The organism is Aetokthonos hydrillicola CCALA 1050 (genome assembly GCF_017591665.1).
In the GTDB taxonomy this organism is placed as follows: Bacteria; Cyanobacteriota; Cyanobacteriia; order Cyanobacteriales; family Nostocaceae; genus Aetokthonos; species Aetokthonos hydrillicola.
On record NZ_JAAKGC010000122.1, the window covers coordinates 1 to 14,146 of the forward strand.

Consider the following 14,146-nt stretch of genomic DNA (forward strand, 5'->3'; position numbering starts at 1 on the left):
GGCGATCGCCATTTTCTCATGCAATAGCGATCATGCTGTGCCAGTTGCGTAAGTCCTGGCACATATTCTCTATCTTTCCTAGTTTACTTGAATATGTGACTCTCTCTAGCAAGTTTTGCGGTTCTAGTTTTTTTTGCCTCATCTGTTACACAGACCAACATAGAATCATAGTCACAAAATTGGCGTAATGCTTCCGCAAATACTTCTCCCTTATAAGTTTTATCTTCAAAACTATATGTAGTTTCGCGTGGATATAAGCCTAAAAAAGTGATAATTTGTCTCATACTTATTTTCTGTTATTTATTATTGTCTGTCCCATACCTAAGCGTGTCTTCATCCCAGTACCAGTAAATTGGGAATATTGAGCTAATAAATTAGCTACATTCGCCAGCAAGGGATCAGCACGGTTGAGAACCTGTAGAGTAACATCACCAACAAAACCATTCACAAAACCTCGCTGTAATTGCCAAGTCCGCGTTTGAATTTTGTGCTTTTTGAGAACGATTGCATCGCTAAGATAAGCTATTAAGTCATCGCTTCCTAAATATACAGGTGCAAAATAATTCCAGCGTTCTAACCAACTGCGAAACATTAAACTTGGCACAGGTAAAGGTAAGTTAGTTGCACCTTGAGCAAAAGCTGTAGGTGTGATAAACTTCAAGTCGAAAAATCTAGAAGTTTCTGGCTCGTTTCCCACTAAGGTTGTATATAACTCTTCATAGCCGGTAATTTCGTCTTCGCGGTTGATAATGTTAAACTTAGCACCAAATAATTCTAAAGACTCAGTAAAATTAAAATGAGCAATTGCTTTGGTTGCAACATCTTGTAATCCGCATAGGGATAATTGATAAAATTCTTCTGGGTGAAATGTCAAAAAATCTTTTGAGCTAGAGTATGAACCAATAATTCCTGAGTAAGAAATAGCAGGGAGGTCATCTCCCATTTCTAAACCTAATTTTTGGTGTAGTTGCTTCACCAATTCCAAACTATAGGAAGAAGGTAAAACTGTTGGTTCGGATACGCTGAGTGTCCAAGTAGAACGAATTAGCATTAGTTTTATAAGCTCTTAAATTTAACCCATCCTGGTACAAATTTGATTTCCCCATTAAGATTCATCACGGTGCGTCTAGATTTTGGTGCTTCAAAACCAGGTGCTTTTAAGCCGCAATTATCACGTATTTTTTCACGTAGTTCATCTCCAAATAACAAATCTATAGTTGTTCCATTCATCCCACTACCCCAACCTAACCTTAGACTATAAGGACATTTTTCTGATTCGTAAAATTCTCGAACGTGATTAAAATTTAAATTTTTACCTGGCACTTTAGGATTATTTTGAATATCTTGCCAGTAATAATGTTCATAACCCCATTGCTCTTGTGTAAACTCTTGACATATTTGTAATAATTCATCAAGGTTGTTAAAGGGCAGTTTCATTCCTTTCTGATGTTTAAACCAAGAGAGCATTTCTGTATCTAATGTCAGGGTAAATTCTGTTTGAACGTTACGCACCATTTCAGCATAGATAGATGCTTTGTACTTGGCTAAGTAATCAGGAAATCTGCTAGAGATAACAACTTCGGCTACTACAGGAAGATTAACTGGTATTTGTTGACCTTTTTTAGTAGTAATTTTATCTTCTATTAATGGTTGAGAGTCTGTAACTTTAATTGCTCTTAGAAAATCAGCATTCGCTCCCCTAGCGGAAAAATTTTTGCTTTGATACGTAAGTTGAAATTCACAAAACAAGCTATTCATAAATAGCTCATCATCTAACGATTTTTGCTGATATTGACTGAGTTGTCTTATTTTTTGACTCAAGGTTTCTTCAATTACACTCACCCGCTTAGATAATGGTACTTGATACTTGTCAGCATGTTTAAGTAAATGATAGGCTATAGCTGTTCTAATTGCACCTTTGATTGAAGAACCAGGTATGAATAATTGACCCATACCGTTGCGAATCATCGGACGTAAATCTGTAATTCTATCTTCTGTTAATTTATGGCTGATAGCTTCTTTGGGAAAAATTAGATTGCCATTTGTATCTTTGGCGTTCCACCATTCATTACCAAAGGCTTGTTTTAACAGTCTAGTAATGTCTCGGCGTTCTTCAATTGCTTGAATGTAGTCATTAAAAAAGCTTCCACCTTGTGATAACAAACCCTTAGCTAATGCTTCTTGATTAGGAAGATAGACTTTTTTATCTGTCTGCACGTATTCAAAGGGATTCAATCTAGATACAGACGAACCAATGTGTAAAATTATGCTGGTTAACTGTATTTTTTTAGATTGATAAAAGTCCGGTTTTTGGAGAGCCGAAGGAAACGGAAACACCATCTTTTTATTATCCCTTTGCTTTAATTGGCAGACTTAAGCTAATACCACTACGATAAATAGAGTGTTTTTTGAATTCGTGCGGTGTGACATCTACTAACTTTCCTTGCGGTGGTGTAGCTGTAAAAAAAGCAGAACCTTCGGTAAACATTCGCACCATTTTTCGCCTGATCTGACTTTCGGCTATCCAACCACCCCGTTCTTGTATTTCGTAACTGGCATTTTCTAGAAAGTTTTCTGTTACGGTAGAATCCCAAAATAAACTTAAGATGGTATGATATTGTCCATGTTGAAAATTAACTACCTGTTGCCAAGTTTCAGGTAATTCTAACCAAGAGACTGAAAATCTTCCTGCACCACTGGAACGTTCTCCTCCAATACCTTCTTCACCTAAAAGTTCTAATGCAGCATGTAACTTATCTTCTAATTCTTTAGATTTTGAAGATAGTTGTAATAGAAAGTATAACCCTGCTGGGTCTTTCTCCCACGCAAATTGTACAAAGCCAGTATAGTAAAGGTTGGTTGATGCTGTAACTCTATCTACTGCGATTTTTGGAACTTTCTCAATTTGAAATGCCTTTTTATAGTCAAAGGTTTCTAATTTTTTCAGTTCTCCGGAAGATTTACTTTTGGTTTCATCATTTAATTCCTGAGTGTCGTCTTTTGTAAATCCTTGTCCTTGATACCATCTTTGCCATACTTCTAAAGGTAGGTAGTTAAGTTTCTTGTAAGTTTTGAAAAAAGATAAATCGTCATCGGGGTAGTTAGTAGGAAACTTAAGGGGTCGAGGAAGATAGTAAATTGTGCGATCGCCTACTTCTCTGTAGATAAAAGTCGAACTGATACGGAAGGGGGATATTAGTTGCGATCGCTCATTCGTCGGAAATTGCTGTAATAATTCCTCGACTGCACTTTTACCAAACAACCGTGCATAAACACTCACCCAGGCGCTAAACAATGCATCGGAACGGATGCGATCGCTTGTTTCTTCCATCCCAATTCCTACTTCACCGAAGTGCGCTGGACTTCGCCCGAAGTTAAGTTTTATTAATTTCCAAGCGCTCATGATTCATTTCCTGGCAGTAATCTTTGTATGTAATCCCGTAAGTTGCCGAAGTTATTTAAAAGTTCTTCAGTGTTATTTATGGTTTGAAATGGTTGTATGTCAGTTGTTCCGGAGGTATTTGTAATCTGGCGGTATTGTGTTAAGCTGCGATAGGAAAAATTGAACTGTTGAAATCTAACTTTGCCATAGCCTCTTGAACCATGTCCGCCGAGTGCGTCATCTTCAAGAATGGCGAGAGCTATAGCAATATTTTGTAAGTCTTCTACAACTTGACGGGTATTTTCTACGGTGTAAACTAATTCAAACTGAAATTTTGACCCAGCTGGTACACGTTCCAACTGTCTGGGGTTTGCTGCTGCTGTTACTCGATCAATACCATTTTCAAATTTCCACTCAGTCATGTATAGACCAGTATCAACTTGCTTTAACTTCTCTGCTGATTCTGGTACTAAATGACTATCACGGATAATTAACCGGGCTGGTGCATTACGTCCTCGGTTAACTTTAACACAATTACGACCTTGAATTGTGCGTGTAGAATTCTTGTCTGCAAGTAATCCTTCTTCTGTTACAGTTTCTATTGGTACCCAAAAATCAGAACCACCAGTAGAACCAAATAGGCGACTAATTTGGCAAGTTCTAGCACCTTCGTAAGCAACAAATTGTCCATTTTCTACTTCAGTAAATCCATCTGCTAAATCATCACTTTCATAACGCCAAGTACCACTTCCCCCAGTACGATTTAGTGGCTTATTTAACAACCTTTCTAAAGTAGAGCGTAGTTTTCCTTTAATAGATGATCCTGGTAAGTAAGGATACTTTGTTAGAGGATCACGAATTACAGGTTTATCCAATCCACCGATATCTAAATTTTCGCCACCACCACCAATATGCAATCCAGTTTCGACTGATAGGTTGCTAGTGATTGTAAGTTTACCGAGCAGAGGTTTTTGTATGTGTGATACTGGCATGATTATTTTCCACCTTCAGCTTTGTGATAAGCAATAATTGATTCAATCAGTTGAACTAGACGCTCAAAATCTTCTTTGCTGCGAACCCTGTCAATAGCTGCTGACATCACCTCACTTAATGGTTTAGCAGCTTTTTGTCTAGCCGAAGCGTATGCCAATTTTGGTTTCAAGAGAACTACTTCTGTTTCAATTTTGGCAAATTCACCTGTTTCAGCTAAGTCAGCTTTTAACCGATTCACAGCGTCTAGGAATTTACGAACTTGATTAGTTTCTAACCTTTGTTGCTTAAGATAAGGACCAAATTCTTCTGCATGTTTAACTAAGTCCCGTATAGGATATAGCTTCAAGCCCCCTGTTAAACTGTTAATTTTTGTAATAATTTCCTCAACAATATTTTGTGTTTTACTCATATTTACTGGAGAGTTTGAGGGCTTATTAAAGTTTCCTGATGGGTAATTTGGTTTTTGTTTAATGGTTTCTGACATATATTGATTAACGATTTAATAGTTCAATCCAAGTGGCGATCGCGCGAAAATAAGGCGCATTATAAGGACTTTTCAGAGAAGTCCGAAAATCAACATCGTCTAAGACATCTTTGGGTAATCTTGCTAAAGTATAAGCAATTTTTGGTAAATGTAAATAGTAACGAGTTCCTAAAGCCTCATCTGATTTATTATTTGCTTCAAACTTCTTCAACGAATGCTCTTGTATTTGTGCAGTGAGCAGGAGGTTACGTACAAAATTACGCAAGTAATTAACTCCAATATTTTGCTGTTCTAGCCTTTTTACAAAAGGTAATATACCCAATAGCTTTGGTTTGCTTTCTGACTGTAAAAATTTTTGAATTTGATCATCAATGATATTGATATCTCCTATTCCTAACCATTCATCCCATTTAAATACTTGACCAAATAAAGCTAGGCTATCTCTCCCATTTGCTTTTGCTTTATCCTCAGCTTCACCAGATGTTTTTGCAGCCTGATAAAGCGGAAATTTAACATCATCAATGCTAATTCCTCCTGATATCGTCATATTTGGGTTATATCCCGTGTAAGCTCGGAAGCACTGATAAACATCAAAAGCAAATTCTACAACTTCATTCCACGCACCACTGACAAATAAATCATCACCTCCTGCATAAATAAATAATAAATTCAAGCGTTTCTCACGGGGAAATAACTGCTGGATTTCAGGTGTATTTGTTTCTCTAAATTCAGCCAGACTATTAAGATAAACTTTAAAAAAATAACTCATTTGGCGTGAAAGCCCAGTTATTCTTGGCAAAGTTTTATTTTCACCTAAACCCTCAGCAAAAATTCTCCCAAGGTTATCTACATCCATTCGCAGGTATCCAACTCTGTTAATACCTTTAGCTTTTTTTGCCATTTGATTAGCACGCATAAAGCCTGATTCTTCAGACTTTTCTGCTTCTTCTTCAGACTTCTCTGCTTCTTTACCATAATTTCCTAGTAGTAGAGGCACAGGATTACTGAAATAGCGTAACTTATAGTGTTCAATCGTCCAATTATTTATTAAAAGTACAGTTTCAGGATTTTTAATTATCGGCTTTTCAGCTTCAAACAAATAGTAGTAAACGTTAATTGCTGGACTTTCACCAATAGCTGATAATTCAAAACTTATCTTAGGCGTTTTTTGATCATACAAATTTTTAGTATGGGAACGTACTATAGAATTAACTCTTAATAACTTTCCTCCTAAGTCATACATTGTACAACAAGTCTCACAAGCAAGCACTGAATCCAATTCGCTATCGTTAAGGGGTTGTAATTTTTCTTGCTTTACATCATCTCGATGACAAACCTTACAAGGTTGATAACTTTCACGCTCTTGAAGAACTTCGCTAATATTTTCAGCAAACTTACGAGACTTTTGGACAGCTAACTTCTTACTTGCCAGTTCTGACCAATGCTCGGCAAACTTTGCAGTAGTAATATCTTTTGTCGGAAAATCCAAAGAATCAAGTGCTAAAAAAACTTTGCCTTGAAACTTATGCACCAACCATTTATTAAACTGCTGCCTTACTTTTTGTACACTGCTTTCAACTGATTCGATCGCAGGAGCTAATATATATAGATTACCACCTCCAGCATAAATGACATTGGTACGGGGTAATTTTAAAGCTCCTAAAAGTTGCTGTACTACTTCTTCAGTAACTAATTCTAAGAAAAAGCTTCTAGCTCGTAACGATTTTAAAGCACCGTCAGAAGATATAGTATAGATAAATTTTTGAATACCTGATAAATCACCAGCAATTAAAGCAAGTCTATCACCGTGAGGATTGCTAGCAAATACAGCAGCAACAGCAGCAGTAGTTCTGGCTATATCTATTAATGCAACATCCCCATCACCAAAGCTCATGAAAGAGCCATATTTTTCCAGAATTAAAGTCAGCAAAGATAAATTATCTAATTCTTTGTCGTCATCTAGTTTATCTAAAACTTCCTTAATTTCGCGTTTGAGCTTGTTAAAATCATCCGAATGAGGTTTTTCTGCTACTGGGTAAGGGATTTGAGGATCTCTGTCGGCAATAGAACATGGCTGACAATAATATTTTTGATGAGAATTTTTTTCCTTATTTGGTTTATTTTTTGATAAATTTATTGAGTCAAACAGCAGACGTAATGCTCGAGGTTGGTTTTTACTATTCCAACAGAGTAATTTCTGAGCTTCTTCAACAGATGTTTTAACTACATCTTCATTATCACCTGGGGCTATTAACCTCGGTAATTTATCTTTTAGTTTTGAGTCAGTCCACACCGCTAGAACCCTAACAGCTTCTTGGATAACTTGTAAAGCAGCTTGTTCACTAACAAGTAATTGATTCATTGTTTATTTACCCAAACCCACCAAAAATCTCGCCAAAGCTTGTACCATTTCTCGCCCAGAAACATCTTCTCCTCGGACAAGATGATGAACTTTACCAGTCAATACAGGTAACTCAGACTCAATCACATCTTCTTTAGCATTAAGGTCGCTGTCAATAATCGCGACTATCCGCAAACCAATCGATTTACAAAAATCTTCCCATTCGGTAATTTTCTGTTTTTCTCCAGACAAAATCACTGCATGAGTCGCTTCACGCATAATACGACGGTTTTCTTCTGAAATTTTTCCACCCACATCAATAATGTTTAGGGGTGTGTTTGCACTCCGCACCCAACTTGCAGCTTTGGTTGCAAATTCTAGAGTATATTTCGCTTTATAAGCTTCTTTTAGCTGTCTTGCTAAGTTTGGATCTCGCTGCGCAGCTTCAGAAAACCAAGAACCTTCACCATCAGGACAAGCTGTAATTACGTAAGGATAAGGTGCGCTTTCAATATTGCTGATTGCTTGTTTTAAACCTTCACGCAGACAGGATTTACCAGAGTGTGGCGGACCACACAGCACAACTTTGATAACTGGTTTAGTCTTATACGGTTCATCTGTTTCAATAACTTCACCGAGTCTATACGCTGGGGTGTGGGTAGCAGCAACAATGTAAGCCTTATATCCTGGCGTGCCGATTTTAGGATCAAACACGGCGATCGCGCTATACAAATGAGATATCTTGTGTGCTATCAAATAACTAACAGCAATAGATGCTGGGCCATCAATCTTGAGTAGTTTTCCGCCAGAAAGCTCACCTAATGTCAACATCTCATCTAAACGAGCTGCCGCATCCTGTACTATTTGATCACCATTGGCAGGTTTGCCAAACCTGACTTTCAAAACATCGCCTTCTAGATTAATGTGATACGTCGTCATATTATATTCTTATATATAGCCACTCCTCTGATTTACCTGTCAAATATCAATCAATCAAGTCTCCCAGTTTATAACTAGGATTGTGTGTGATGCAAATCACATATTTACCTAACTTAGGATCGTAAAAACCAACCGCCCCATATATATGAGCCAGTTTGTGTGCTAGAACAAATGCTACAGGGATAGAAATAGGTCCATTAATTTTGAGTAATGACCCTCCTGCTAGTTCACCTGATGCTACCATTTCCTCTAACTTGGCTGCGGCATCACGTACAATCTGGTCATTTTGGGCAGGTTCGCCAAAATTAACTCGTAGTACACTGTCTTTAACTTCAATTTTGTAGGTAGTCATTAGTTTTATCTCAATTTGTTAGGGTGATTTACAAGTATAAATATACCGCCCTAGTTGGTTTCGACTTCGCTCAACCAACTGAGAGATCGTGAGTTGAGCGAAGCCGAAACTCGCACTCCCTAGGTATTTTCTTTCTCGGAAATCATTTAGGTACATCATACACGTGGTTGGAAAGGCTATCTTCCAAAAGACTGTATCTTGAAGAAGGAGGAGCCAGTGCGGTGGGCGGCAATGCCCTCCTTGGAGCATCTGGCGTTCAGAATTCAGAATTCAGCAGGGAATCTCGCGCTTGGATTTTACTACTCATCTGGGATTGGTTCTTGACTCATTCTGAATCCTGACTCGTGAATTCTTGTTGTTATATATTGAGAGTCGTTTAGTGTCTGAACTACTATTTCAAGATGTTCCCCAAGTTGAATTACTGCAATGGTTAGCACGGGGTTCGCTCAACCAAAAACTCTTACGGGCAATTCGCTTGTGGGTGTGGTTGCGATCGCTCTACGGTACTGAGCAAGAACGTTTAGTTTTGGGTGATTCGTTTACCTATGCAGAATGGCGGGATGTATTTTTTAGCCCCAGCCATACCAAAGGCGAAGAAGTTCCAAACTTACATGATTCTAATTGTCCGTGTGCCAAAACCACACAGGAGTGGTTATTTAATCAAAAAACAGGAATTGTTGCTCACAAGTGGCAAGAATCGCTAATAGCTCACATCGGTATTAACGAATCTAAGTTGAATGAAGTATTAAAGCAAAGATTGTTTGGTATAACTCGTCGTTCTTTACAAGGCGATTTAGAAGCTTTAGCTGATTTAGGTTGGCTGATTTATAAAAACGAAAAATATTATCTTGTCAGTGAATTTCCTCCACTTCCGGTCATTTCTAGAGATGAAGTTTCCTCCAGCGATATGAATGGGTATGAGAACTTTTTACCTGAAGATTTAGCGGAGATTGCACAAAATCATTCTCGTGAAATCAATGGAGTACAGCGCTTTTTTTTGAAGGTTGATTATGTCATTCCTCGTATAACTATTGACTCAGTGAGTGAGTGGCAATACCAGTTGAGACAATTTTGGGCAGAAACTCCCGTTCCACCAATTCAACTAACTTACGCAAGTGCCAAAGTTGGAAAAAAAGTTCATTGCATTGTTTACCCAGTCTGTATTTACTATGTACAGAGAGCAGTTTATTTATGTGCTTTTGGTGAAAGCCCTGATCGACAGACGCAATGGTATAATTTCCGTCTTGACCGTATTCAAAAAATGGATCGTTTAAGGTGGGATGATCCGCAGCTTCCGTCAAGTTTACATCAGCACTATCAAAGCCACTCTTTACCTAGCCCAGATTACGTTGCTTTAGAGATGTCCAAAGCTTGGGGGTTTGATTTCTACTTGCCTTCACAATTGATGCTGGTTCGATTTGACCAAGATTATAGCGATCGCTATGTTAAGGATACTCAACGCCATGAAACCTTTGAACAAATTTCTTATCAGCAAGCACAAAACTTATTCAAACAAAAAGTCAAACAACCAAAACAAAAGCAAACTTTGTTAAAAATTCTGGCTAATCGTTCGCCAGAGGATGCTTATTATCAAGCATTTATCCGTTATCAAGATGAGAAACACAGAGATAATAACGTCATTATGCGTCTACGTGCATGGCGTCCTCAATGTGAGGTTCTGTTTCCTTACGAAATCAGACAAAGTATTGCTGCTGATGTAGCTAAAGAATTTCAACTTTATCATCAAGACTAATTTTTACGATGCGCAAATCACAATTAACAGCAAAATTTGAAGAAGCATTAGTTTACGCAACTCGTCTTCATGCTCATCAAACACGCAAGATTAGCGGTGTTCCTTATATATCCCATTTACTGAGTGTCGCAGCACTTGTACTGGAAGCTGGAGGAACAGAAGAAGAGGCGATCGCAGGTTTATTGCACGATGGAGTTGAAGATCAAGGTGGAAAATCCACTCGTGAGGAAATTCGGCAGCTTTTCGGTGAGACGGTTGTTGCGATCGTCGATGGGTGTACTGAATACGACACCAACCCAAAACCACCTTGGTTAGAACGTAAGAAAAGATATTTAGAAAATATAAGTCATGCTTCACCCTCAATCAGGAGGGTGTCTTTGGCGGATAAACTGCACAATGCAAGATCATTATTAGCAGACTTCCGACAAAATGGTAGTAGCATTTGGCAAGAGTTTAAAGCTGGTAAGGAGGGGACTTTATGGTTTTACCAACAGTTGCAGCAAGTCTATAGTGCAACTGGTTCAGATTTTCTCACCCAGGAGTTCTTACGAGTGGTTCAACAACTCTGTCAAGAAACCTAAATGTTAATTCTCTTTTAATGTTTCAATCCCGTTGCCGGGAATCGTTAGGTTTCAAGTTTAAAAGTAATGGATTTTCGGGATTGTATGCGATGTTTCAATCCCGTTGCCGGGAATCGTTAGGTTTCAAGAGTGACCTCAGGACTAGCCCCTAGGGGCTTTAGGACGTTTCAATCCCGTTGCCGGGAATCGTTAGGTTTCAAGTTGAAGCTTTATCTAAGTATCTCATGAAAAAGAAAGTTTCAATCCCGTTGCCGGGAATCGTTAGGTTTCAAGCCAGAAGACGAGTTTGAACATAAACCATCCCACAGGTTTCAATCCCGTTGCCGGGAATCGTTAGGTTTCAAGTCCTATTAGTTGGAAGTGTAGTCAAGATAATTTGGTTTCAATCCCGTTGCCGGGAATCGTTAGGTTTCAAGGCGCGTATCCATGTGGGTTTAGCAGTGGAACTTCTAGGTTTCAATCCCGTTGCCGGGAATCGTTAGGTTTCAAGTTGAGTTTACAAGCTTACTACAGGCTGTAGCTAGCTGTTTCAATCCCGTTGCCGGGAATCGTTAGGTTTCAAGAAGAACCCCCTAATAAATAAACCAATATATACGATGGTTTCAATCCCGTTGCCGGGAATCGTTAGGTTTCAAGAGAAGATTTGGCTTTTATCTGTGACTGTAGCGTCGAGTTTCAATCCCGTTGCCGGGAATCGTTAGGTTTCAAGGACCGCTCTTTGAAACCCTTACAGAGCAAGGATTTCATAACCAGTTTTGGCAGACCTCAAAAATATGTTCATTTCAGGCTCTCTTATTGAGAGTAATTATCATTTGTCTCCAACTCTCAAACGCTGTAACTATTCACTTGTCAAGGTTCTGGCGATTTTGGCAAACCCCCCCTGGTTTTAGCCCCCGCTTCGGTTTGCCAAACATCAAGCTAATACAACCATTATAGAATAATAACTTCTTCTTGTCGAGGTTTTTCCGAACCATAAGTAATAGTTTGTTTCACAGCACCAGCATAGAGTACGTAAATTCTCACCGCATTTTCGTCTGGTTTAATTAACTTCTTGATCTTAATGTGTATTTGTGTAAAGCGGATGTGTTACTGTAACGTGCCACATTCTTAGGGGCTTTCACCTAGCCTTCCTTATACGCAATTTACTGATGGGTGCGCGACTCGAACGCTAGCAAAGTGCTAGCATAAGGTAAAGATTCACTAGTAAATTAGCACTAGTCATTGAGGCACTATCGCAACAATTACTATTCGTAATATATCTGATGAGTTAGTCGAGCGAATTAAACGCATGGCAGCACAAAAAGGCATTTCGATGGAGCAAGAAGTCCGCGATTTGTTACTTAAACGTTATGGACAACGAGATGAAGTGCTTGCTCGTATTCGTCAACGGGCTTTGGGGTTGCCAATAGAAGCAGAAAGTCAGGTGCAAGCTTGGAAATCTGAAGGAAGACCCTGATGGTAGTTGATACGATGGTCTTTGCCTATACACTATTACACGCAGAGGACATGCGCGATCGCTGCTTTAGAAACAGTGGATCAAATTGTGGTGCCTGACTTAATGCTTATTGAGTTAGGCAATGTCATTTGGCAATGTTTAGCGATCGCGTTGTATTGCTGGAATAGGGATTTGATGAGTTGTTTCAATCCCGTTTCCAGGATTCGTTAGATTTCAAGTGAACACAAATAGCATGTACCCAATCTCCTAACCTGTTTCAATCCCGTTACCGGGATTCGTTAGGTTTCAAGACACCCATCCCCGCAGAAAGCGAACGTCTAACGGCTTGTTTCAATCCCGTTACCGGGATTCGTTAGGTTTCAAGCAGGTATAGCCCATGGTGGAAGTTGTTGGAATGGATTGTTTCAATCCCGTTACCGGGATTCGTTAGGTTTCAAGCTGAATACTTGCGTGCATTACCTAACCTAGGAAGAGGTTTCAATCCCGTTACCGGGATTCGTTAGGTTTCAAGCCTAGTTCAATACAGGATAAGCAAAGAACAATAGAGGTTTCAATCCCGTTACCGGGATTCGTTAGGTTTCAAGGGCAGTAAGTTGATTGGCGGGATTGTTTACTACATAGTTTCAATCCCGTTACCGGGATTCGTTAGGTTTCAAGGAAGGATGGTATATCTCATGCACTGCATGTAGCTATGAGTTTCAATCCCGTTACCGGGATTCGTTAGGTTTCAAGAGTTTTGTATAATATTTAGTATAATTACTCATATCAGTTTCAATCCCGTTACCGGGATTCGTTAGGTTTCAAGTCCGCCCTCTGAAACCCTTACAGAGTAAGGACTCCATTACCAGTTTTGGCAAACCTCAAAAATAGGTTCATTTCAGCCTCTCTTATTGAGAGTAATTATCATTTATCTCCAACGCTCAAACGGTGTAACTATTCTGTTGTCAAGGTTCTGGCGATTTTGGCAAACCCCCCCTGGTTTTAGACCCCGCTTCGGTTTGCCAAACATCAAGTTAATACTTTGATGATACAAGGATTCTTAAACAATGTCCAGACTTTGGGAGAAAGTCACGAGCAACACCAATAGGAAAGTTAAGTCTTAAGCTTGGAGCAATCAAAGAACAGTCGTCGGACTCAGCGATGTTCCTTTCGGAACTGATCGCATAAACCTGTCCGCGAATAACTGCGCTTACTTTATTCAGGCAGCTTCCCTTGGGAATCTACTTTCAATCCACATCTATATTAATTGTACAGCCCTTTGGTCACACAATCGTAAAGCCCGAACCACCAACGAATAAAGTTGTAAAAACTCCATCTCATCAGCACTAAACTTATTCAAATCCAACTCTTGAAGTTTGTAAACACTACGGCTCAAATTTGCTTCCGGAAGTGGTAAAGTATTTGGTAAAAATCGTGCCATAGATCGCCAGCTATCTCCAAGTACTTGTTGATATTCTGCGCATAATATAATTTCCCTTAACCTAGCCACATCATTACTTTGAAACCCAATAGCCCAAGCCGAATGATGACGACCAGCAGCCATAATTACCACATCACAGAAGTATTTAATTTGTTCAACATCCTCAGTAAAATGCTCTTGAAGTAGAGGAATCAAAGATTTCTTAAGAATCTCCCGCCCTAACAAAGCACTTTCAACCGCATGATTAGGACGTTTATTCTTCTTTTCAAAAGCTTTTAATTCTTCTTTTTGTTGCTTATCGTCAGGATTATAATCGGTCTGGAGTTTGGACTAAAAGCTCAGACAGAAGCAAAGCACGGATAGAAGAAAAGATAAAAAATAGACATTAGTACTGAGGCGCGGATTGATTGTTAGAGAGGAAAGCAGTCAGAAGTTACACTGACTG

Annotated in this window: 13 protein-coding genes and 2 CRISPR repeat arrays; of the genes, 4 read left to right on the forward strand and 9 right to left on the reverse strand. The window is 39.0% G+C overall.

Features of this window, described 5'->3' with window-relative positions:
• The coding region (locus G4P69_RS32170; RefSeq protein WP_208353840.1) for a hypothetical protein at window positions 1–188 on the forward strand (188 nt) is incomplete at its 5' end.
• A gap of 98 nt (window positions 189–286) precedes the next feature.
• On the opposite strand, the gene cas6 is transcribed toward G4P69_RS32170, so the two are convergent.
• From cas6 to G4P69_RS32210, 8 genes are read right to left on the reverse strand one after another with little or no spacing between them, the layout of a single operon-like run.
• Window positions 287–1,051 carry a CRISPR system precrRNA processing endoribonuclease RAMP protein Cas6 gene (gene cas6 / locus G4P69_RS32175; RefSeq protein ID WP_208344474.1) on the reverse strand — a complete coding sequence of 255 codons (765 nt, stop codon included), beginning with the start codon at window positions 1,049–1,051 and terminating at the stop codon, window positions 287–289.
• 5 nt (window positions 1,052–1,056) lie between these two features.
• On the reverse strand, window positions 1,057–2,340 hold the full coding sequence (csm5, locus tag G4P69_RS32180) for a type III-A CRISPR-associated RAMP protein Csm5 (protein WP_208344473.1): 1,284 nt from the start codon (window positions 2,338–2,340) through the stop codon (window positions 1,057–1,059).
• A 7-nt stretch (window positions 2,341–2,347) separates the two neighbouring features.
• On the reverse strand, window positions 2,348–3,403 hold the full coding sequence (gene csm4, locus G4P69_RS32185; RefSeq protein WP_208344472.1) for a type III-A CRISPR-associated RAMP protein Csm4: 1,056 nt from the start codon (window positions 3,401–3,403) through the stop codon (window positions 2,348–2,350).
• Window positions 3,400–4,374, reverse strand: coding sequence for a type III-A CRISPR-associated RAMP protein Csm3 (gene csm3, locus G4P69_RS32190; RefSeq protein WP_208344471.1), 975 nt, complete (start codon window positions 4,372–4,374; stop codon window positions 3,400–3,402). The genes csm4 and csm3 overlap by 4 nt, the downstream gene beginning before the upstream one ends.
• 2 nt (window positions 4,375–4,376) lie before the next feature.
• Window positions 4,377–4,859 carry a type III-A CRISPR-associated protein Csm2 gene (gene csm2 / locus G4P69_RS32195; protein ID WP_208344470.1) on the reverse strand — a complete coding sequence of 161 codons (483 nt, stop codon included), beginning with the start codon at window positions 4,857–4,859 and terminating at the stop codon, window positions 4,377–4,379.
• A 7-nt stretch (window positions 4,860–4,866) separates the two neighbouring features.
• Window positions 4,867–7,221 carry a type III-A CRISPR-associated protein Cas10/Csm1 gene (gene cas10, locus G4P69_RS32200; RefSeq protein ID WP_208344469.1) on the reverse strand — a complete coding sequence of 785 codons (2,355 nt, stop codon included), beginning with the start codon at window positions 7,219–7,221 and terminating at the stop codon, window positions 4,867–4,869.
• Between the two features lie 3 nt (window positions 7,222–7,224).
• Window positions 7,225–8,139 carry a CRISPR-associated protein Csx3 gene (locus G4P69_RS32205; protein WP_208344468.1) on the reverse strand — a complete coding sequence of 305 codons (915 nt, stop codon included), beginning with the start codon at window positions 8,137–8,139 and terminating at the stop codon, window positions 7,225–7,227.
• A 46-nt stretch (window positions 8,140–8,185) separates the two neighbouring features.
• On the reverse strand, window positions 8,186–8,491 hold the full coding sequence (locus G4P69_RS32210; RefSeq protein ID WP_208344467.1) for a CRISPR-associated protein Csx3: 306 nt from the start codon (window positions 8,489–8,491) through the stop codon (window positions 8,186–8,188).
• A 379-nt stretch (window positions 8,492–8,870) separates the two neighbouring features.
• On the opposite strand from G4P69_RS32210, the gene G4P69_RS32215 reads away from it, so the two are divergent.
• From G4P69_RS32215 to G4P69_RS32225, 3 genes are all read left to right on the forward strand, one after another.
• A complete protein-coding gene (locus tag G4P69_RS32215; RefSeq protein ID WP_208344466.1) occupies window positions 8,871–10,244 on the forward strand; it encodes a TIGR03985 family CRISPR-associated protein in 1,374 nt (457 codons plus the stop codon).
• A gap of 8 nt (window positions 10,245–10,252) precedes the next feature.
• On the forward strand, window positions 10,253–10,825 hold the full coding sequence (locus tag G4P69_RS32220) for an HD domain-containing protein (protein ID WP_208344465.1): 573 nt from the start codon (window positions 10,253–10,255) through the stop codon (window positions 10,823–10,825).
• A 19-nt stretch (window positions 10,826–10,844) separates the two neighbouring features.
• Window positions 10,845–11,535: direct repeats of the CRISPR family, unit length 37 nt; unit sequence GTTTCAATCCCGTTGCCGGGAATCGTTAGGTTTCAAG.
• Window positions 11,536–12,071: 536 nt separating this feature from the next.
• Entirely contained in the window at window positions 12,072–12,281 is a 210-nt protein-coding gene (locus tag G4P69_RS32225) for a FitA-like ribbon-helix-helix domain-containing protein (RefSeq protein ID WP_390693611.1), read from the forward strand.
• A 181-nt stretch (window positions 12,282–12,462) separates the two neighbouring features.
• A CRISPR array of direct repeats spans window positions 12,463–13,086; the repeat unit is 37 nt.
• A gap of 432 nt (window positions 13,087–13,518) precedes the next feature.
• Here G4P69_RS32225 and G4P69_RS32230 read toward each other — a convergent pair.
• Window positions 13,519–13,896 carry a hypothetical protein gene (locus G4P69_RS32230; protein WP_208344464.1) on the reverse strand — a complete coding sequence of 126 codons (378 nt, stop codon included), beginning with the start codon at window positions 13,894–13,896 and terminating at the stop codon, window positions 13,519–13,521.
• Between the last annotated feature and the right edge of the window lie 250 nt (window positions 13,897–14,146).